The sequence below is a fragment of the Rhodococcus sp. 14C212 genome (assembly GCF_011058195.1).
GTDB lineage: Bacteria > Actinomycetota > Actinomycetes > Mycobacteriales > Mycobacteriaceae > Rhodococcus > Rhodococcus aetherivorans.
In genome coordinates, this window is record NZ_JAALEH010000002.1 from 63652 (window position 1) to 85110 (window position 21459).

The 21459-nt window shown below is 67.0% G+C and carries 18 protein-coding genes; 11 read left to right on the forward strand and 7 right to left on the reverse strand.

Features of this window, described 5'->3' with window-relative positions:
• The first annotated feature begins 45 nt into the window (after nt 1-45).
• Nucleotides 46-255: a GIY-YIG nuclease family protein gene (locus G6038_RS32010; protein ID WP_346772720.1), complete on the forward strand. Its 210-nt coding sequence runs from the start codon at nt 46-48 to the stop codon at nt 253-255.
• Nucleotides 256-597: 342 nt separating this feature from the next.
• On the opposite strand, the gene G6038_RS01425 is transcribed toward G6038_RS32010, so the two are convergent.
• From G6038_RS01425 to G6038_RS01450, 6 genes are all read right to left on the reverse strand, one after another.
• Nucleotides 598-2346 carry an FAD-dependent monooxygenase gene (locus tag G6038_RS01425; protein WP_165035544.1) on the reverse strand — a complete coding sequence of 583 codons (1749 nt, stop codon included), beginning with the start codon at nt 2344-2346 and terminating at the stop codon, nt 598-600.
• A gap of 152 nt (nt 2347-2498) precedes the next feature.
• Entirely contained in the window at nt 2499-2888 is a 390-nt protein-coding gene (locus G6038_RS01430; RefSeq protein ID WP_165035545.1) for a nuclear transport factor 2 family protein, read from the reverse strand.
• A gap of 75 nt (nt 2889-2963) precedes the next feature.
• Entirely contained in the window at nt 2964-4127 is a 1164-nt protein-coding gene (locus tag G6038_RS01435) for an acyl-CoA dehydrogenase family protein (protein WP_165035546.1), read from the reverse strand.
• Between the two features lie 121 nt (nt 4128-4248).
• Nucleotides 4249-4890: a 3,4-dihydroxy-2-butanone-4-phosphate synthase gene (locus G6038_RS01440; RefSeq protein ID WP_165035547.1), complete on the reverse strand. Its 642-nt coding sequence runs from the start codon at nt 4888-4890 to the stop codon at nt 4249-4251.
• A gap of 78 nt (nt 4891-4968) precedes the next feature.
• Complete coding sequence (locus G6038_RS01445; RefSeq protein ID WP_165035681.1) at nt 4969-5421, reverse strand: flavin reductase family protein; 453 nt, start codon at nt 5419-5421, stop codon at nt 4969-4971.
• A 252-nt stretch (nt 5422-5673) separates the two neighbouring features.
• Nucleotides 5674-6948 carry a helix-turn-helix domain-containing protein gene (locus G6038_RS01450; RefSeq protein ID WP_165035548.1) on the reverse strand — a complete coding sequence of 425 codons (1275 nt, stop codon included), beginning with the start codon at nt 6946-6948 and terminating at the stop codon, nt 5674-5676.
• A gap of 321 nt (nt 6949-7269) precedes the next feature.
• Here G6038_RS01450 and G6038_RS01455 point away from each other — a divergent pair, with 321 nt between their 5' ends.
• From G6038_RS01455 to G6038_RS01475, 5 genes are all read left to right on the forward strand, one after another.
• Complete coding sequence (locus G6038_RS01455; RefSeq protein WP_165035549.1) at nt 7270-7842, forward strand: VOC family protein; 573 nt, start codon at nt 7270-7272, stop codon at nt 7840-7842.
• 55 nt (nt 7843-7897) lie between these two features.
• Entirely contained in the window at nt 7898-8788 is an 891-nt protein-coding gene (locus G6038_RS01460; protein WP_165035550.1) for a fumarylacetoacetate hydrolase family protein, read from the forward strand.
• Nucleotides 8781-10547, forward strand: coding sequence for an FAD-dependent monooxygenase (locus tag G6038_RS01465; RefSeq protein ID WP_165035551.1), 1767 nt, complete (start codon nt 8781-8783; stop codon nt 10545-10547). Before G6038_RS01460 ends, G6038_RS01465 begins: the two co-directional genes overlap by 8 nt.
• A 93-nt stretch (nt 10548-10640) precedes the next feature.
• Nucleotides 10641-12629, forward strand: a complete 1989-nt coding sequence (locus tag G6038_RS01470; protein ID WP_165035552.1) for an acetoacetate--CoA ligase — start codon at nt 10641-10643, stop codon at nt 12627-12629.
• Nucleotides 12630-12637: 8 nt separating this feature from the next.
• The gene (locus tag G6038_RS01475) at nt 12638-13264 is read left to right on the forward strand and encodes a malonic semialdehyde reductase (protein ID WP_165035553.1); all 627 of its coding nucleotides are present in this window, start codon (nt 12638-12640) and stop codon (nt 13262-13264) included.
• Between the two features lie 11 nt (nt 13265-13275).
• Here G6038_RS01475 and G6038_RS01480 read toward each other — a convergent pair whose 3' ends face one another.
• Nucleotides 13276-13752 (reverse strand): Lrp/AsnC family transcriptional regulator, encoded by a 477-nt coding sequence (locus G6038_RS01480; protein WP_165035554.1) that lies wholly within the window; start codon nt 13750-13752, stop codon nt 13276-13278.
• 267 nt (nt 13753-14019) lie between these two features.
• Here G6038_RS01480 and G6038_RS01485 point away from each other — a divergent pair, with 267 nt between their 5' ends.
• From G6038_RS01485 to G6038_RS01505, 5 genes are all read left to right on the forward strand, one after another.
• The gene (locus tag G6038_RS01485) at nt 14020-16371 is read left to right on the forward strand and encodes a transketolase C-terminal domain-containing protein (RefSeq protein WP_206024124.1); all 2352 of its coding nucleotides are present in this window, start codon (nt 14020-14022) and stop codon (nt 16369-16371) included.
• Between the two features lie 41 nt (nt 16372-16412).
• The gene (locus G6038_RS01490) at nt 16413-17567 is read left to right on the forward strand and encodes a 2-oxo acid dehydrogenase subunit E2 (RefSeq protein ID WP_165035555.1); all 1155 of its coding nucleotides are present in this window, start codon (nt 16413-16415) and stop codon (nt 17565-17567) included.
• A 28-nt stretch (nt 17568-17595) separates the two neighbouring features.
• On the forward strand, nt 17596-17844 hold the full coding sequence (locus G6038_RS01495; RefSeq protein ID WP_165035556.1) for a DUF3263 domain-containing protein: 249 nt from the start codon (nt 17596-17598) through the stop codon (nt 17842-17844).
• A gap of 506 nt (nt 17845-18350) precedes the next feature.
• A complete protein-coding gene (locus G6038_RS01500) occupies nt 18351-20252 on the forward strand; it encodes an acetolactate synthase large subunit (protein ID WP_165035557.1) in 1902 nt (633 codons plus the stop codon).
• Nucleotides 20253-20896: 644 nt separating this feature from the next.
• Nucleotides 20897-21448: a dihydrofolate reductase family protein gene (locus tag G6038_RS01505; protein WP_165035558.1), complete on the forward strand. Its 552-nt coding sequence runs from the start codon at nt 20897-20899 to the stop codon at nt 21446-21448.
• Nucleotides 21449-21459 lie beyond the last annotated feature (11 nt).

Below are 21459 nucleotides of genomic sequence, written 5' to 3' on the forward strand. Positions count from 1 at the left end.
GTGAAAGGCCAGTGCCCAGGACCCGCGCACCCTCAGATCGCCGACGTGCGCCTGATCTACGTCGGGATCGCCTCCCATCTGCGACGACGGATCGTGCACAACCATCTGCGACGCAGCGGCAGCTCCACCCTGCGTCGCACCCTCGCCGGGCTGCTCATACTCACCGAGAGGTCATGGTCGCTTCGACATGTAGCTCGTTGTTCATGCACGGCACCGTCTCGAGCCACACTTGGCTGCACGATACGACGTCCTTGATCGTGACTTCACAAGAGTGGTATCCCGTGACGAGACTCATGTTGTCGATATTGACAGCAATGGTCGGATGCTGAGCCGTCTGAAGGTAGTGAGAAGATCGTAGATGCCGATCTCGCGGTCTCAACCCCGTATCGATGCGGTCTGCGGACAGTCGGCCATTCCCACTCAAATGGTTCTCGGAGATCGTGATTGCCCCGTCAGCCACTGGCATTGTTCCGTGGACCCACTTGACGCCGAAAGCCTCGGCACGGAGTGAAACTTCGGACAATTCCGGGTCAACGGTATACGCACCATCCGCGATTGCGAAGGAGATCGACTCGATCGATCCGTCAGTTGACTCGCTCACAACAGGACACTCCTGGATTCGCGCCGACTGGCATCAACTCGCCCGGCAACCGTCCCGATCAGTGCGGACAAGTCCTCGGGGACGCTGTTTCCTCGCCACGCCACGTGACCGTCCGGACGCACGAGTACGAGATCGGTCTGGTAGACGGTGTGCGCCGTTGCATCGTCCACGGCGAGAACCTGAATGGGCATGTTCGCCGCGGCTGCAGCGTCCACCAGTTCCGTCGCGGCGTCCGCACCGAGGAAGCTGACGATGGTGAACGTGTCCCGGTAGGCGTCGAGCATGGATCGCCCGTCCGGTAGCCGCACGTGCGGTGCGCGCGCGCCGGGAAGAGTGGTGGGAATGTAGGTCGAACCGTCGTTGTCGGGGACAGGACTGTCGTCCCGGACGATCACCGGCGAGGTGTACACATACCCCATTTCGACGCCGAAGCTCTCGTGCTCACCGGTGTGGGAAGCGAAGTACTCCTCCAGGGCGTGCCGGTGCTCGTCTGCTTCGGCGGTGTCGGCTTCGACGAGTTCGCGGTCGACGAGCTGCTGGGCTTGGACGTGGACGCCGAGATGGCGGAACGACCAGTCCCGGGCCATGACGGCGACCGGTCGACGCTCGGTTTCGTAGCTGTCGAGGAGGTCGTTGCCGCCGTATCCCTGGATGACTGCGGCGAGCTTCCATCCGAGGTTGACGGCGTCGGCGATGCCGGTGTTCAGGCCGTATCCACCGGTGGGGATGACTTCGTGGGCGGCGTCGCCTGCGACGAACAGCCGGCCGAGGCGGTAGCGGTCGGCGACGAGTACGTTCGCGTGCCACACACTGCTCTGCAGGACCTCGTCGACGTCGAGGTGTCGGCCGCAGACAGCATCCAGCAGTTCCTGCTTGTCGATGTCTTCGGTCCGCACACCGTCGGTGATGGCGCTGGTCTGCAGCGTCCACGTGTCGCGTTCGTCCTGGGCGATGATCGCGCCGACTCCGCCGCCGACGAAGAAGGTGTGCCAGAACTGGCCGTGCGCGTGCAGGGTCTCGAGGTCGCGGGACTTGAAGTGCACCTGGCAGAACGTGATGACGCCGCGCTCGCCTTCCATGGTCAGATCCATGGCGCGGCGCACGACCGAGGCGGCGCCGTCACATCCGACGATGTAGTCCGCCGCGAGTGTGTGGACGGTGCCGTCGACCCGGGAGGTGATCTGGATCCGGGCGCCGCTGTCGTCCTGGGTGACGGCGGTGACGCGCCAGGGCCGGAGAACCTCGATGTTCTCGTCTGCGAGACAGCGGCGCATGAGCAGCTTCTCGACCTCGATCTGGGTGACCCGCTGCCAGGCGTGCGCCGGTGTGGTGCCGTCGTTCCTGGACGCGATCCACTCGGACATCTCGTCGACGCTGGGGTACTTCCATCGACCTACCTGCCGTCCTGCCATCGAGGTGCAGAAGACGACATCGTGCGAATGCTCCGGCGCGACGCCGACCGACCGGATGTCGTCGACGAGGCCGAGCCGGTCGAGAAGCTCCATGCTGCGCGCATTCGTCAGGTCCATCTTCGGAAAGCGGGTCGTCTGCGGAGCCTGTTCGACCAGGGTGCTGCGGATCCCGTGCAGGCTGAGTTCGAGCGCGAGAATCATCCCTACCGGGCCCGCGCCGGAAATCACCACCGGTCGCCGCGACGACCCATCGATCGCCGTAGCAGTGTTTTCCGATGACGGCTCGGGGCCGACCGGGTCCTGTTCCGGCTCGCGACTTGTGGGATGGCTCATGGCGATTCCTTTCGACGTGTTCCGCCTGTACGCGGTCGTGGAGTACGACTGGGCGCGGGGATACGCAGGTAGGGCGGAGGGTGGGGCGAGGTGGCGTCACGGAGCTGGGTGGCTGCCACCGGTAGGCCTGTGGCGGCAGCCACCGCTCGGTGTCAACGGGCAGCGACGACCGGGCTGGGATCCATGAAGATCAAATACTCGGTCACTTTCCCGTTCTCGATGCGGGTGCGGGTGACCGCAGGAAGAGTGAACGTGGTGCCGTCGTTCATCGTGTACGTAACGTTCACATGCAGGGCGGTGACGTTCCCGGTGCACCATTGTTCGAGGATGACGTGCTGCATCCCGGCGACCGATCCCAGGTAGGACGCCACCCACTGCTGGATCGCCTCGCTTCCTTCGACCGGGTCGTTGTTCCCCATGCGGAAGATGCAGTCCGTGGAGAAGAAACCGAAGAATCGGGCGATGTCGGTGTCGGCAGCATGGAGAAGGCTACGGGTGATCTCGAGGGCGGTGGCATCGGGGGAGGTCGTGTCGAAGGTCATGGCGTTCACTTCCGTTGCGGTGGAGGTGCTTGTACGTCGCGCACCTGGAGGCGTGTCGGAGGACCGACTCGGGTGTCAGAGCAGCGGATCGGCGACGGGGAGGTCGAGGGTGAAGCGACCCATCGTTTCCGACGCCGTGTCGATGTCGAGGAAGGCATGTACCGCCAGGACGCTGAGGTCGCGATGGAAGCGCTGGATCGGTGAGGCTGTGCGGAATCCGTCGCCTCCGATGCCGCGCACCATGTCGTTGAGGGCATTGCGGCACAGGTCGGTCATGAACGCTGCCTTCAGTTTCATTTCGGCGCGATCGCGTGGGTCCGACTGCTCGGGACGGCCGGCGGTGAGGCGTTCGAAGAAGGCGTGCAGCAGAGTCTCTGCGGCGTCCGCCGTGGCAAGGGCGCGACCGAGCCGCATCTGGGCGGCCTGCTTGCCGGCAGCCTTCTCCTGACTCAAGGTTCCCTGCCGTTGACGGGTGCGGTCGACGAAGGCGTTCGTCGCCCCCCGCATGGCCCCGACGACGACGGGGGTCACCTCCGCCATCGCGAAGGGCAGGAACGGCAGGTGGTACATCGGGTTCTCGTGGAGCAACATGCCGGGGGCCGCGCCGGCGAGGGCGAGGTCGAACGGGCCGGTCCGGTAGTCGGGGACGAACACGTCCTCGACGGAGACGTCGTTGCTGGCGGTACCGGCCATGCCGGAGATGTACCAGGTGTCGTGGATCTTGACCTGATCGCGGGGCACGAGGAACCACAGGGGAGCCGGCGGCCGGCCGTCTTCGATGGACACACCGGCGAAGGTGAACCATTCGGCGTGCGCGGAACCGGAGTTCCAGGCGGTCTGACCGGTGATCCGGTAGCCGCCCTCGACCTTCTCCACTCCGCGCAGCGGGGCAGCAGTACCGGCGGTGAGGGTGTAGGGCTTGTCCGCGAACATCTCCCGCTGGGCCTGCTCGGTGAAGATGTTCACGCGCCATGCCGCGCCGATGTAGAAGGAGGTGACCCACCCCGTCGACGGGCACACGGCGCTGATGGCGCGAACGATGTCGGCTGCGACATCGAGACCGAGCTCGAGCCCGCCGTACGCTTTCGGTGTCAGCGTCGCCAGGATCCCCGAGTCGATCAGGTCGGTGATCGTTTCGTCGAGCGGTGCTCGGTTCTCCTCGGTTTTCTGGGCGCGTTCGGCCAAGACCGGCACCAGGTCGTTGACGCGGCTCATCAGTTGATCGGCGGTGATGTCCATGGTTTCCTCGCTTCGGGATGGGGTGGTCGAACTGATCGCAGAGAGCTGACCCACTCCGGCACCGCACACCTCGGGTGCGCGACATCGGCTGGATCGGAATGGATTCGGAATAGGGTGGCGGTCAGCGGGAACGTTCGTGATGCTCGTCGGGTGCTACCAGGGTGAGGTCGTAGCTGTCGGCCAGTGCTTCGGCGTCGTGGGGGCCGGCGGTGTTCGTCGGGTCGCTGATGCCGTCGAGTTCGGCGAAGACCGCACCGGAGTATTCCGGTCGTGCCAGATCGGTCAGCGCGAGCGCGCAGGCGGCGACTGTCCGTCGCTCGCACAGGACATGCGGATCTACTCGCACGGGGACGAGGTGCCCGGGCCTGCTGAGATCGTCGACGCTCGAGCGGGGATCGGCGAGCACCCGGGCAGTGAGCGCCCGATCTGCCCCGGAGATGCCGGTGGTGACTCCGGCCGAAGCGTCGACGGCAACACATTGGCCGTATGCGCATGCCGACGGTGCGCGCGAACTCGGAAGGGATTCGGGCAGACCGAGCCGGTCGCAGTCCCGCTCGTGGAGGGCCACTTGAACGAATCCCGTGCTGTGTCGAATGATAAAGGCCATCTGCTCGGTGGTCACGGTGCCTGCACATCCGACGAGCACGAGACGAGTGCCGTGCCGCAGGATGATCAGTTGTCCTCGTGCCAGGGCACGCATGCCCTCGGCTGCAGTCGACCACGGTGTCCGCGGGGGAGCGGAATATGCAACGGAGGCGGTCATGACTTTCCTCTCTTCGAGGGTGTTCAGCGCTGGGAAACGAGGGCAGGAGCGGTGTCTTTGCCGACCGGAACTGTTCGGTTACACCATTTCCAGCGCGCAGTGGGTGCCGAAGGTGCGGCGGTGATAGGTGAGCGGGTCGCTGTCGTGCTGCTCGGCGGCGACGACGTTGCCCAGCACGATCATGTGGTCGCCGCCTTCGAGGATCTGCTCGACGGTGCAGGCTACCCATCCGGCCGCACCGGTGATCCGGGGCAGATCGTGGTCGATGTCCCAGCGGACCCCGTGGAACTTGCCGAGGCCGTTCTTGGTGGCGAATTTCAGTGCCGCGCTGTGTTGGTCACTGGCCAGGATGTTCAGGCCGAATGTGCGTGACTCGGTGACGAGTTCGAGGGTTTCGGACCCCCGGTCGAGGGAGACGAGGACCATCGGAGGGTTCATCGACAGCGAGAGGAAGGCGCTGACGGTGGTGCCGACGGGTAGTCCGCCGTTCATGGAGGTTGCGACGGCGACGGGGGTGGCTACGTGCGCCATCACGTTCTTGAATGTTTCCTGGAGCGAGGTCAACGGACGTGTCCTTCGATCGACCGCGGGACATGCCGCGGGTCTGGAGGATGGGGTGCCGGGACCCGCTTCGGCTGCTCTCACCGCGGTGGCCGGCTGTGTTCCAGGACACAAGTAGACCGCACGGGTTGCGCGTTGCGCATTGGTGCGCAACCCAAGGTTCTGCACCAGCCTTGGTTTCCAGACCAATCTGCGGACGCAGGATGCCGGTTCCGCTGAGCGTTACCCTCGAGTGAGCGGATCTCCTCGAAGCCACTCGTGAATGCGGAGCGCGGCACGCAGGTCGGTGGTCGTCCCCCCCGAATGACCGCACAGATTCAACGCCTTGTGCACGCGATAGGTCACCGTGTTCTTCGAGATGTGCTCCGCCGCGGCCACCTGGGACAAACTGTGGTCCATGTCGAAATAGCGGCGCAGCGTCGACCGGAGCTCTGCCATGCGAGGTTCACTCAGTGCGAGCGGGCCCAGGAGCCGCGAAGCGAACTGTACTGCCGCCTCCGGATCCGACAGGAGCAACACCTCGAGTGCGACGTGTTCGTGGGCCACGGTGCAGGGACTCGGAACCGGGCGAAGGCGGATCAGCCGTTCGACCGCCTTGGCTTCGGCATGGCTTCGACGGAAGCCCTCCTCCCCGACGCCCACCTCGCCTACCACGACGAACGCGTCGTCGAACGTGGGTAGCGCACCCCGGTGCGGCGAACTCCCGGAGGTCACGGTTCCCCATGCCCATACGGTCTGGAGCCCGACCGGTAGTACCAACGAGGCCGACGGGACGCCTCGCTGCCGCAGGACGGTGTCGACGACGGTGCGCAGATCCCGGGTGGAGTGCGGTCCGCTCCACGCGACGAGTGCAATGTGGGGGCCGGCGAGCGGATAGCCGAGAACCTTCTCGGCGTGGACCCGATCGACGTCCTCGGCACCGAGGATCTGGTTCACCAGATCGAATCGGGCTGCAGACACCCCCGCAGCCCAGACACTCTGCTCTGCGATGAAAGCCGAGGCCGCCCCGGCCGTGAAGTCGTCGTGCACTTCGAAGAGCAACACCGAGATCCGCCGAAGTTCGGCACTGCTCTCCGCGGGCGGAAGCAAGAGAGTCGCTGCATCGAGAAAAGCCGCGGCCAGGACGGCGTACCCCACGCGAATGGTACGCAGCAGGTCGTCGAGCTCCATGCCTCGTCGAGCGAAGTCCCGGGCGATCTCGTCGACCTCGGCACTCGCCAGCGTGGTGTCGGACTCGCCGAGACCGGCCACCATCATCAGTGCGCGCAGTGCGGTGGAGGTGGTGGCTCGACGTATGGCCGCCATGACAGCCGCCTCGTCCGCCAGGGCAGGAATCTTCTGAGCAATCCTGGCGGCGATGTCCTGACCGACCTCGACCGCCCAGGTCACCGCCCCGTCCCCGAGAGCCTCCCTGACGCGCTCGGCATCCGGGCTCAGCCACTCGGCCTCGGGCTGCGGTGCACGTGCTCCCGAGAGCTCATATGTCCAATTCGGCACTTCGGCATCCTTCCGATCCGGCCACGGCCACGGCCACGGCCACGGCGAGCACATCACTCTATTGGGCTACAGACCAACCCTGTCCGGATTTCTTGGGTTCCAGCCCGTAGCCGCAACGGGCGACGTCGGATGGAATTGTGGAACAGATCACGTGACAGAGACCACACCATGAATCCGTCCCGGCAGTGCCGTCGCTTCCACATATAGCAACGTTCTCGTGCCTGAGCACACCCGTTGCACGGAGCGACCCCGACTGGCGGTCCGCCCGGATTCCCCGAGGTCTCGCACCGATGACCACGCTCAGCTTCGAAGGAGACACCGATGACCTCCACCCCCAGGTTCGCCCACGTTGTGCTGCAGACCAGCCGATTCGACGAGATGCGGGACTGGTACTGCACCGTCCTCGACGCTCACGTGGTCTACGAGGGCCACGGCCTGTGCTTCATCACCTTCGACGAGGAGCATCACCGGGTCGCTCTGCTCGGCGCTCCCGTCGAACTGGCGCCTCGCAACCCCGGAGCCGCCGGCATGCACCACACCGCCTACACCTTCGACACCCTGCAGGATCTACTCGACCGCTACGACAGGCTCAAGGCCAAGGGCATCGAACCGAAGGTCCCGATTCAGCACGGGGTGACCACGTCGCTGTACTACCAGGACCCGGACGGAAATTTCGTCGAACTGCAGATCGACAACTTCGCCACCCCGGAGGAGGCGACCGAGTACATGCACGGGCCGGAATACGGCAACAACCCCGTCGGTGTGTCGTTCGTCCCCGAGCTGATGCGCGAGGCACTCGCGATGGGCACCCCGGTCTCGGATATCACCACCCATGCCTGGGCTCTCGAGACCAGCCCCCATCTGCCCGATCCGATGGTCGCGCTCACCAGCTGACCCGACGGTCTCTACCGATACCGACACTCGATCGTCTCTCGAAGGACTCGTTCTCATGCGTGTGGCAAATCAATCCGGCCGGCTCACCCTCGTCGCGGACGGTCGCGGCGTCGACGTCGAAACCGCCAGCGCCGGGCGCTTCTCCGCAGATCCCCAGCAGATTTTCGAGCGCTGGGACGAGTTCGTCTCGTGGGCCCGGACCGTGGATTTCTCCGATGCTGCTTCGGTGATCGAATCGGAGCTGCACGCTCCGGTTCCCCGGCCGGGCCAGATCTTCGCCGTCGGAGTGAACTACGCCGATCACGTCGAGGAATCCGGTCTCGAATTGCCCGATGCGCCCTTCGTGTTCACGAAGTTCCCCGCCGCGATCACCGGACCGTACGACACCATCGAACATCCCGGCGGCTCGGTGGACTTCGAGGTCGAACTCGTCGCGGTCATCGGCAAACACGCCCGCCACGTCCCCGTCTCGCAAGGCTGGGACCACGTCGCCGGCCTCACCCTCGGTCAGGACCTCTCCGAACGCGAGCTGCAGCTGTCCGGACCTCCCCCGCAGCAGTTCGCGCTCGGCAAGTCCTTCGCCGGCTTCGCCCCGATCGGCCCCGTGCTGGTCACCCCCAACGAGTTCGCCGATCGTGACGACATCGAGGTGAGCACCGTGCTGTCGGGCGAGCTCATGCAGAGCTCCCGCACCCGTCATCTGATCTTCCCGATCCCGGTCCTGGTGTCCTACCTGTCGTCGATCGTGCCGCTGCGCCCGGGCGATCTGATCTTCACCGGCACCCCGGCGGGCATCGGCTTCACCCGCGAGCCCAAACGGCTCATCGGCACCGACGACGAACTCGTCAGCCGCGCCGAGGGCATCGGCGAGATGCGCCACTGCTTCGTCGCCACCGGCCGTCCCCGCCCCCTCACCACTGTTTCCAGGAGCACGCACCATGTCTGACATCACCGTTCCCGTACTCGTCGTCGGCGGCGGCGGCTGTGGCCTGACCACCTCGATCCTGCTCTCCGAGCACGGCATCGACCACCATCTCGTCGAGCGGCACACCGGCACCTCGCCGCTGCCGAAGGCGCACTACCTCAACCAGCGCACCATGGAGGTGCTCCGGCAGTACGGCGTCGCGGACTCGATCTACGAAGTCGGCACGCCGCCGAAGAACATGGGCAAGACCCGCTGGGTGACCTCCCTCGGCGGCGACGGCGAACTCGACGCACGCACCCTGTTCACCCTCGACTCCTTCGGAGGCGGGGGCCTCGAGAACAAGTACGCCGAGGACAGCCCGTGCCTGTCGAGCAACTACCCCCAGGTGCGGCTCGAGCCGCTGCTGCGCGCCCACGCCGAGCAGCGCGCACCGGGCTCGATCCACTTCCACCGGGAACTGGTCTCGTTCACCCAGGACGACGACGGCGTCGATGCGGTCATCCTCGACCGGGACACGCAGGAGACCTACACCGTCCACGCCCAGTACCTGGTCGCCGCGGACGGCGGCAAGACCGTCGGCCCCGAACTGGGGGTGACGCTGGAAGGCCCGACCGGGATCCTGGACATGGTCAGCACTCATTTCACCGCGGATCTGTCGCAGTACTGGGAAGACGACGTGCTGATCACCTGGCTGGTCAACCCGGAAGGGGCCGGCTCCTGGCACAGCGGCGCCATGGCCGCGATGGGACCGACCTGGGGCAAGCATTCGGAAGAGTTCGTCATCCACTTCACCTTCCGCCCGGACGACCCCAACCGCTTCGATGAAGAGGCGATCGTTCCCCGGCTGCGGGAACTGCTCAAGCTGCCCGACCTCGAACCGCAGGTGCACAAGGTCAGCCACTGGATCCTCGAAGGGGTGCTCGCCGACAAGTACCAGGTCGGCCGCATCTTCCTCGCCGGGGACGCCGCCCACCGGCACCCCCCGACCACCGGCCTCGGGCTCAACACCGCCATCCAGGACGCCCACAACCTGGTGTGGAAACTCGCCGCCGTCCTGCGGGGGGACGCCGCGCCCGCGCTGCTCGACAGCTACGAGCCGGAACGGCGCCTGGTGGGCATGCGCAACGTCGACTGGGCCATGTTCACCTTCCTCAACCACATGGTCATCGACGCCGGCCTCGGGCTGAGCCCCGATCAGCCTCTCGAGCTTCGCACCCAGGTGTTTCGGGACTTGTTCTCCGACACCCCGATGGGCGAAACCCGCCGGGCGCGGGCGTTCGAGGTCGCCAACACCCAGCGCACCGAGTTCCAGGCGCACGACCTCGAGATCGGCTTCGCCTACCAGGACGGCGCCCTGGTGCCCGACGGCAGCGACGCCCCGCCGCGGGACCCGATGGGCAGCGTGTACTTCCCCACCACCCGCCCCGGACACCGCCTTCCCCACGCCTGGATCGAGCACCACGGCCACCGGGTCTCCACCCACGATCTCACCGACACCGATACCGCCTTCGTGCTCGTCACCGGTGCCCAGGGCCAGGCCTGGGTGAGCGCGGCCGATACGGTCGAGAAGAAGTTCGGGATCCGCATCAAGGTCGTCACGATCGCCGACGGCGCCGACTACACCGATCCCACCGGGCGTTGGAACGAACTGCGCGAGATCGCAGAAGACGGGGCGATCCTGGTCCGCCCCGACAACCACGTCGCCTGGCGCAGCGCCGAGCGCGCCACCGATCCGGCCGACGACCTCGCCCGCACCGTCGGCACCCTCCTGTCCCGCTGAGCCGACGCCGCCCATGCCGTCCCGGCGACCGAGTACCCACGCATATCCGCGGTCGCCGGGCGGTATACCAGCCCCGAAAGGAAACACCCATCGATGTCCGGTCCCGAACCCGAACTGCTGTGGTCTCCCGCTGCCGAACGGGCCGCCGCCTGCCGGATGTCGCAGTACCAGCGCTGGCTCGCCACCGAAAAGAACGTGCGCACCACCGATTACCGGTCGCTGTGGCAATGGTCGGTGACCGATCTGGAGGGATTCTGGTCCTCGATCTGGGACTACTTCGACGTCCTCGCCTCGGTTCCCGCTTCCACCGCGCTGGCCGCAGACAAGATGCCCGGGGCGCAGTGGTTCCCCGGGGCGCGGCTGAACTGGGCGGAGAACCTGCTACGGCACATCGACGCCGACGGGCCCGCAATCGTCTCGCTCGACGAGAACGGCCACCGATCCGAGATCGGGCGGGCCCAGCTGGTGTCCCAGGTCGCCAATCTCGCCGCACAGTTCCGCGCAATGGGGGTGCGCCCCGGCGACCGGATCGCGGCGGTGCTGCCGAACATCGCGCCGACGGTGGTCGCGGTGCTCGCCGCGGCCAGCGTCGGCGCGGTGTGGTCGTGCTGCGCCCCGGACTTCGGTCTCAAGGGACTGCTGGACCGGTTCACCCAGATCGAACCGACCGTGCTGATCGGCGTCGACGGCTACCGGTTCAACCACAAGACCGTCGACCGCCGTGCCCTGCTCGCCGAGCTGCAGGCCCACCTGCCCACCGTCACGCACACCGTCATGGTCCGCACCCTCGACAGCACGACACCGCTTCCCGACGGAGTCCTCGATTTCGCCGAGCTGATCACCGGGGACGCCGAGCCCCGGTACGAGCAGGTGCCGTTCGATCATCCCCTGTGGATTCTCTACAGCTCCGGCACCACCGGACTGCCCAAGGGCATCGTGCACTCGCACGGCGGCATCCTGCTCGAATCCCTCAAGGCCAACGCCCTGCACTACGACCTCGGCCCCACCGATCGGGTGTTCATCGCCGCCAGCACCGCGTGGGTGGTGTGGAACATGCTCGTCGACGCCATGGTCACCGGCGCGACCATCGTCACCTACGACGGCAGCCCCACCGCCGACGGCCCGGACACCCTGTTCCGTGTCTGCGGTAAGGAACGCGTCACCCGCTTCGGCACCGGAGCCGCCTACCTGACCCTGTGCGAAAAGGCCGGCGCCAACCCGGGTGCGGACTTCGATCTCGGCTCGCTGCGGTCGATCATGAGCACCGGCTCCCCGCTGCCCGACTCCACCTGGACCTGGGTCTATCAGGCGGTCGAGTCCGATGTGCACCTCGGTTCCGACAGCGGAGGGACGGATGTGGCCACCGCGTTCGTCGGGGCCAATCCCCTCCAGCCGGTGTACACGGGCGAGCTGCAGGGACCGTGCCTGGGAGTCGCAGTCGAAGCCTGGAATGCCGACGGACACCCGGTCACCGACGAAGTCGGGGAGATGGTCATCACCGCGCCGATGCCGTCGATGCCGATCTACTTCTGGAACGACCCCGACGGTGCCCGCTACCACGACGCGTACTTCGACACCTTCCCCGGAGTGTGGCGGCACGGCGACTGGATCACCATCACCGACCACGGCAGCTGCCGGATCCACGGCCGCTCCGATTCGACCATCAACCGCGGCGGCGTGCGGATGGGCTCGGCCGACATCTACCAGGCCGTCGAAGCCCTCCCCGAGATCGCCGACGCCCTGGTCATCGGCGCCGAACTCCCCGACGGCGGCTACCACATGCCCCTGTTCGTCGTGCTCCACCCCGGCTACGACCTCGACGACGCACTGGTGGAGAAGATCCGCACCACCATCCGCACCGAGGTTTCACCGCGTCACGTTCCCGACGAGATCGTCGACGTCCCCGCCGTACCCATGACCCGCACCGGCAAGCGCCTCGAGGTGCCGATCAAGAGGCTCATCCAAGGGGCCCCGGCGGAGAGTGCACTGAACCGGGCCACCGTCGCCGATACCGATGCCCTGGACTGGTACATCGACTACGCCAATGCCTTTCACCGCTCTCGCCAGACACAGGATCAGTGAGGACTGTCGTGACCGACACCGTAGAGAACCCTGCACCCCACCGGCTCGAGCCTGTCGGAGAACGGGCGCTCGATGTGTTGTTCACCTCGGCGCGGACTGCGAACACCTTCGCGCCCATCCCGGTGTCCGACGCGCACCTGACCGAGATCTGGGAGTTGGCGCGGTGGGCACCGACGGGGGCGAACACCCAACCGCTGCGAATAGTGTTCGTTCGCACGGAATCCGGGCGCGATCGGCTGGTCGCCCACATGAACGACGGCAACAAGGCCAAGACCGCTTCGGCTCCGGCCGCGGCGATCCTGGCCGTGGACACCCGGTTCCACGACCATATGGGCACCCTGCTGCCGTTCAAGCCCGAACTCGGGCAGCTCTACGCATCGAACGCGGCAGTCCGGTCGGCCACCGCCCAGCTGAACGCGGCGCTGCAGGCCGGCTACTTCATCCTCGCCGTCCGGGCCCGCGGTCTGGCGGCCGGGCCGATGAGCGGGTTCGACGCCGCCGCCCTCGATGCGGACTTCTTCCCCGACGGGCAGTGGCGGTCGCTGCTGGTCGTCAACATCGGACATCCCGGTGAGAACCCGTGGTTCGAGCGGCTTCCCCGCCTCGAGCACACCGAGTGCCTCCGCTGGGAATGATCGTGGGTTGCTTACTCCGCGAGGGTGTCGAGCAGTGGTCGGACACGGTAGTCCACCATTTCGCGCATCACCAGGGCCGTGGTGGTGCGTTTGACGCCCTTGATGTTCAGGATGTCCCCGGCGACGCGATACAGATCGTCGGCGTCCCGGGCGGCGACGTGGACGAGCAGGTCGGCGACGCCGCTGAGGCCGTGCACTTCGAGGACCTCGGGTATCGCGTCGAGTGCGGCCCCGACGCGGTCGAGTTTGCGCTGGGTGACGTTGGTGAGCACGTACGCCTGCAGCGGATAACCGAGGATTGCCGGGTCGATGCGGCGTTCGAACGAGCGCAGCGCCCCGGCCTCGTCGAGCTTGCTCAAGCGAGCCTGGACGGTGTTGCGGGACAGACCGGTTCGATCAGCCAAGGCCATGACGGTGGCACGCGGATCGTCGGACAAGGCGGTCAGGATTCGCGCGTCGATGCGGTCGGCTCGGTGTGTGCTTGGCAAAGTGCCAACCTCGCTTTCGTCCACCCCCGCCAGCGGGGTGCATAGTGCTCAATTTTCGGTTCCAGTATTGCGCATACAGTCGTGCACTGGTGGACTGTTGTCACACCCCGCAGGTCGGGCAAGCCTCCCCAGACACGATCCGGTGGGCATCCCCATTCCTTCGCCGCTCGGCCGCTTCTCATCCGTCGCCGGCCGAGCCGGCTCCCCTCGGCACCTGATGCAGTAGCCCTGCCCGGTTCCGCGTTGTTGTCTTCAAGGAGAATTCCGATGCCCCAGCCCGTGTCCCTCGACTCCGTGACCTCACACCCCACCGGCCACACCGGTGCGTGCGAGGACCTTGCCGCCCTCGAGGCGATCCGGCAGCGGGTGCTGTGGCTGTCGACCTCGATGATCCACCACGCGAACCGGGTCCGGCCCAACCCCACCGGCCTGAAAGTCGGTGGCCATCAGGCCTCGTGCGCGTCGATGGTCTCGATCATGACCGCCCTGTGGTTCGAGCACCTGCGTCCCGGGGATCGGGTGTCGGTCAAACCCCACGCGTCTCCGGTGCTGCACAGCATCAACTATCTGCTCGGTGAACTGGACGAGAAGTACCTGACCACCCTGCGCGAGTTCGGGGGTCTGCAGTCGTATCCGAGCCGGTCGAAGGACCCGGACACGGTCGACTACTCCACCGGGTCGGTCGGGATCGGCGCCACCGCCCCGATCTGGGGGGCGATGGCCCGCCGCTACGTCGACACCCACCTCGGCGACACCGGTCGGGGTCGGCAGTACTCGCTGGTCGGCGACGCCGAACTCGACGAGGGCGCGGTCTGGGAGGCCATCCTCGATCCCGGTATCACCGACCTCGGGGAGGTGGTGTGGATCGTCGATCTGAACCGCCAGTCGCTGGACCGGGTGGTGCCCAACATCGCCGCCCGCCGGCTGGAGAAGATGTTCGACGCCGCCGGATGGCAGGTGATCACGGTCAAATTCGGCACCCTGCTCGAAGCACTGTTCGCCCGCCCCGGCGGGGATGCGCTGCGCACCCGGATCCTGGACATGCCGAATCCGGAATACCAGCGGCTGCTGCGCTGCACCCCGGCCGAGGTCCGCGACCGGCTGCCCGGGGACGGCCCCGGCAGCACGCGGATCGCCGAGCTGATCGCCACCCTCGACGATGCGACGCTCACCGCCGCGGTCCGCAACCTCGGCGGGCACGACCTGCAGGCCCTCTCGCAGGCGTACCGGCAGATCGACGACACCCGCCCCACGGTGATCATCGCCTACACCATCAAGGGCTACGGCCTGCCCACCGAAGGGCACCCGCAGAACCACTCCGCGCTGCTGACCGTCGACGAATACACGCAACTGGCGTCGAGTCTGGGGATGGACCCGCAGCACCCGTGGGGCCGGTTCGCGGCCGACACCGCGGCAGGACAGCTGTGCCGGACCGCCGCCGGCCGGCTGCGGCGCGACCCGATCCCGGCGCTGCCGAACCTGACGCTTCCCACCGATATCGGCCGCACCCCCAAGGGCACCGCCACCACCCAGGCCGCCCTCGGCCGGGTACTGCTGGACCTGACCCGCGAAGCACCCGAGGCCGCCGGGCGGGTGGTCACCGTCAGCCCCGACGTCAGCTCGACCACCAACCTCGGCGGCTGGGTGAACAAGGCCGGGGTGTGGTCGGCGGCCGAGCGGCACAACTGGTTCGCCGACGACGCCGAAACGATCATGCACTGGAACGAGCGGCCCACCGGACAGCACATGGAACTCGGCATCGCCGAAACCAACCTGGTCGGGCTGATCGGCGAACTCGGCGCCACCTGGAGCCGCTGGGGTCAGCCGCTGCTGCCCATCGGGGTGCTCTACGACCCGTTCGTCGAACGCGCCCTCGAGCCCTGGTCGTACGGCATCTACGCCGGCGGCCAGTCCATCCTCGTCGGCACCCCCTCCGGGGTCACCCTCGCCGCCGAAGGCGGCGCCCACCAGTCGATCAAGACCCCCTCGATCGGTCTCGAACAACCCGGCTGCATCAGCTACGAACCGGCCTTCGCCCTCGACGTCGAATGGACCCTGCTCGCCTCCCTCGCCCGGCTCGGCCGCCCCGACGGCACCTCGGCGTATCTGCGGCTCTCGACCCGCCCGGTGGATCAGGCCCTCGCCGCGGTGCCCACCGACCCGGCCGCGCGCGAACGCCGGCGCCGTCAGGTCGTCGCCGGTGGCTACCCGATCCGGCGCCGCGAGGGCGCGCAGGTCACGATCGTGGCGATGGGCGCGATGCTCACCGAGGCGCTCGCCGCCGCGGACCGGCTCGCGGCCTCCGGGGTGCCGGCCGACGTGCTGTGCATCACCAGCCCCGGCCTGCTGTTCGAGGCCTGGCAGGCCCGCCAGGGCCGCGGCCGCGGTGAGAGCTGGATCCTCGATCAGCTCTTCCCCACCGACCGGGCCACCCCGATGGTCACCGTCCTCGACGGCCACCCCCACACCCTGGCGTTCCTGGCGGGCATCAACCGGGTGCGCAGCACCTGCCTCGGCGTGTCCCGGTTCGGGCAGGTCGGCGGGCTCGACGATGTCTACCGCTACCACGGCATCGACACCGACAGCATCGTCACCGCCGCCCTCGACCTCCTCCCCTGACCGGCCCCCGTTCACGCATCACCAGGAACAGAAGAGACCCCATGACCACCGGACAACTCACCGGCACCACCGTGCGGATGCCGGCCCTCGGCGACAGCGTCGACGAGGGCACCGTCACCCGCTGGCTCAAACAACCCGGCGACCACGTCACCGCCGACGAACCGCTGCTCGAGGTCGCCACCGACAAGGTCGACACCGAAATCCCCGCGCCGGTCACCGGTGTCCTGCAGCGGATCCTCGCCGAGGAGAACGACGTCGTCGCCGTCGGCGCCGAGTTGGCGATCATCGCCGAACCGTCCACCGGAGCGGTGAACCCGTCCCCCGTTCCTTCCGTATCGGCACCCGCGGCGGCTCCGGCATCCCCGGTCGCGGCGGCGCCCCCGGTGCCGGGGGCGGCGGCTTCTCCCCTGCGGCCGTCGCCCCCGGCACCGCCCCCCACTCCGACAGGTGCTGCCTCGCAACCGAAGGACTCCGGATCCGGTGGCACCACGGTGGAGAAGCTGCCCCGCATCCGCCGCACGATCGCCCGGCGGATGGTCGAATCGCTGCAGACCGCCGCGCAACTGACCACGGTGCTCGAGGTGGACGTCACCGCGATCGCCCGGCTGCGGGCCGCCCACAAGGACGACTTTCTGCGGCGGACGGGGATCAAGCTGTCGTTCCTGCCGTTCTTCGCCAAGGCCGCCGTCGATGCGCTCGCCGAGCACCGGGTTCTCAACGCCTCGCTCAACACCGAGGTCACCGAGGTGACCTACCACAACCACTGCCACCTGGGCATGGCCGTCGACAGCGACAAAGGTCTGATGGTGCCGGTCATCCGCGATGCCCACACGCTCGGCATCGAAGGACTCGCCCGGGCCGTCGCCGACAAGGCCGAACGCGTCCGCACCGGGAACATCACCGCAGACGAATTATCGAGCGGGACATTTACCCTCACCAACACCGGCAGCCGCGGCGCACTGTTCGACACCCCGATCCTCAACCAACCCCAGACCGGAATCCTCGGTGTCGGCGCCGTCGTCGAACGACTGATCCCCATACGAGCCGACGGCGAACTCCGCATCGACGTGCGCTCGATGGCATACCTGTCGATCACCTACGACCACCGCATCGTCGACGGCGCCGACGCCGCCCGATTCCTCACCACAGTCAAGAACACCCTCGAACACGGCTTCACCACAGCCGACCTGACCTGATCGCCCACCACACTCGGAAGGAGCAAACGTGAGCCCGGACGATCACGCTCTGTTGGCGTTCGCCGCCAAGTGGTCCCCCTTCGGCGGCGGAGACGAGTACATCCTCCCCGAATTCGGGCTCACCCCGGCGATCTTCTACCAGCGCGTCCTGGATCTGGTCACGAACACACCGACCAACGACGTCGATTTCGCCACCCGCAACCGCCTGCAGAAGTTCTGCGCACTCGAGCTGTCCCGCACGCGGTCGGGCAACCGCCCGGTGCCGCAGCAAGCGTGATCGGCACCATCGATCGCGGCAGTGGTACACACCCGAGTCGAGGTGCAGACCACTGCCGCGACGTGTCTGCCCAAACACCTTGGCGCGAAACGGGATGATCGATTGCGGTGGCTCCAGCGTGCAACTGTTGACCGTGGCCGAACTGGATCCGCAGTCGACGCCTGCCGGTAGGGAACGCAGCGAACTCCCCAACCGAAAGACATGCGATGAAACGGGATTGGCACAATGCACGTCGCGAACCGTCCGGCTACAGCGGCGGGGTGCATATCGACCAGCCCTCGGGTCGTCGATTGCCGGATCTGCTGTCCGGTGCTCGACTGTCCCCACCTCCACCACAGAACACCCGGCACCGTCTACACCCTGCTGTTCCGGGCGAGCCAACGAGGCCGGCTCGGTACACCGCCACCGCCGGCGTAGCCGACCACTTCCAGTACCACCACGGGCCGATCACACCCGACCGACGTCCGCTCCCCGCGGTGTACTGGACACACTTCGAGGAACTGCACGTGATCTCTTCCGTCCCCTCTGCTTCGACCCGCATTGTCCATGGTGCCCACAGCGCCTCCGCACCGCCCCTACCTGCCCACGGCACGTCGAACCCGCTGCGCACCCCGCCGGTGCCCATCACCGGAGCACACGCGGTGGTGCGCTCCCTCGAGGCCCTCGACGTCGAGGTCGTCTTCGGCATTCCCGGCGGCGCCATCCTGCCCGTCTACGATCCGATGCTCGACTCGCCGCGCATCCGCCACGTGTTGGTCCGGCACGAGCAAGGCGCCGGCCACGCCGCGACCGGATACGCCCAAGCCACCGGCAAGGTCGGGGTGTGCCTGGCGACCTCCGGACCGGGCGCGACCAATCTGGTCACCCCCTTGGCCGACGCCCAGATGGACTCGGTGCCGATCGTGGCGATCACCGGCCAGGTCGGACGAGGCCTGATCGGCACGGACGCGTTCCAGGAAGCCGACATCTGCGGGATCACCATGCCCATCACCAAACACAACTTCCTCGTCACCGACCCCGACGACATCCCACGTGTGCTCGCCGAAGCGTTCCACATCGCCGCTACCGGACGCCCCGGAGCCGTGCTGGTCGACATTCCCAAGGACGTGCTGCAGGCCCGGACCACCTTCTCCTGGCCTCCGGCGAAAAGACTGCCGGGCTACCGGCCGGTGACCACACCTCACAGCAAGCAGATCCGCGCCGCCGCCGAGCTGATCACCGCTGCCCAGGCACCGGTCCTCTACGTCGGCGGCGGCGTCATCAAGGCCGACGCCTCAGCCGAACTGCTCGAACTCGCCGAACTGACCGGCATCCCGGTCGTGACCACACTGATGGCACGCGGAGCGTTCCCCGACAGCCACCGCCAGCACTACGGCATGCCCGGCATGCACGGCACCGTCGCGGCCGTGGCCGCACTACAGAAAGGCGACCTGCTGCTCGCCCTCGGTGCCCGATTCGACGACCGTGTCACCGGCGACGCCGCTTCGTTCGCGCCCGGCGCCCGAGTCATCCACGCCGACATCGACCCCGCGGAGATCGGCAAGAACCGCTTCGCGGACGTACCGATCGTCGGCGACTGCAAGGAGACGATCACTGCACTCACAGAACGTATCAGCGCACTCCGCACCCATACGCCAGCGCCTGATTTGACCGACTGGTATACCTACCTCGACCGGATGCGCAACACTTTTCCCCTCAGCTACAACCGCCCGGCCGACGGGGCGCTCGCTCCCGAGCGGGTCATCGAAGCACTCGGCACAGCCGCCGGTCCCGACGCGATCTATGTCTCCGGCGTCGGACAGCACCAGATGTGGGCCGCGCACTACATCACCTACGACAAGCCGCGAACCTGGCTGAACTCCGGAGGTCTCGGCACGATGGGCTACGCCATCCCGGCCGCGCTCGGAGCCAAACTGGGGGCACCCGAGCGCGAGGTCTGGGCGATCGACGGTGACGGGTGCTTCCAGATGACCAATCAAGAACTGGCCACAGCCGCCATCGAAGGTATTCCACTCAAGGTCGCCGTCATCAACAACGGTAATCTTGGCATGGTCAAGCAACTCCAGGAGGTCCACTACCAAGGGCGGTACTCGAACATCGACCTGGCCACCCACTCACGCCGCATCCCCGATTTCGTGCTGCTCGCCGAAGCACTCGGTTGCGTCGCCCTACGCTGCGAACGCGACGAGGATGTCGACGCGGTCATCGCCGAAGCGCGCGCCATCGACGACCGTCCCGTGGTGATCGACTTCGTCGTCAGTACCAACGCGCTGGTGTGGCCGATGATCGCCGCCGGCGCCAGCAACGACCAGATCACCGCAGCCCACGGAATCCGGCCGCTGTTCGACGACAACGAACCCGCTCGAGAAACAGCCACACTTCACGATCTGATGGACACCCACCACTGAACCGACCACCCATGAGCACCGCACTGTCACCCCATGACTCGAGGACTGGGGACCAACCTCGGCCACGAAAGTCGAATCCGCCCTGTACTTCCGACCGTGATCAACCGGAACGCTGGCCCTATGACCCGCACTGTCGTCATCGATGTCGACCGCCTCGCCTCCGGAAACCACAACCCCTGGCAATACTGGCGGCAACCATCCGGTCGAACTCCTGCCGGAGCATCGCCCGCGCCGCGCGCGAGTGGGGGCAGTCTCGGTGCGCGATCACCGAATCGATCTCGCCGCCGTGCAGGACGGCGCCGGCCTGGCCGTCGCCGGTGACCAGCAGCCACCCACCACACCCGCATCCCGTCGGCCCTGGTAGGAGCGATCACCCGAGAGAACACACCAGTGGTGGACCGGCGACTCGATCCGCCCCGAAACCCACCGGCCGTCGACACCCGGGCCCGGCCAAGGCAGGCCGACACCGTGTCCGAGCTCGGCCACCGACGATGGAACACAGACCGAGGAAATGCCCGGGAGAACACGGCGCACAACTCCCGAGCGCGTCCTCGGACACCGCCTCCGATCAGGCATCGCACCCCGCACACCGAGCAACACCGAGGACCCGATGAGTTCACAGCGCACCGGAGGTCTACCCCGTCATGAGGAAACTGATCTACGGGTTCGGGGTGTCCCTGGACGGCTACATCAACGACCGCCACGGCAACATCGACTGGACCGCCCCCGACGAGGAAGTGCACCAGTTCCACAACGACAGATACCGCCGGATCGAGATCTCGCTGCACGGCCGCCGACTCTACGAACTGATGGCCGGGTACTGGCCGCACGTGCCCGAGAACGCGCCGCGCATCGAACGCGAATTCGGCGAGCTCTGGACAACCAAACCCAAGGTCGTCTTCTCCCGGACCCTCCCCGAGGTCCACTGGAACAGCACCCTGATCCGTGAGAACGCCGTCGAGGAAGTCCGCAGACTCAAAGCCGCAGGCGACGGCGCCATGGAGGTCGGTGGCGCGGGCCTGGCGGCCTCACTGATCCCGCACGGCCTCATCGACGAGTACCACCTGTTCCTCTCACCGGTAGTGCTCGGCGGCGGCACCCCACTCTTCCCGACACTGGACAAGCGCCTGCCGCTCCGACTGGCCGAGACCAGGCACTTCAATACCGTGGTGATGCTGCGCTACCTCGCCCACTGAGGTCCGTTCAC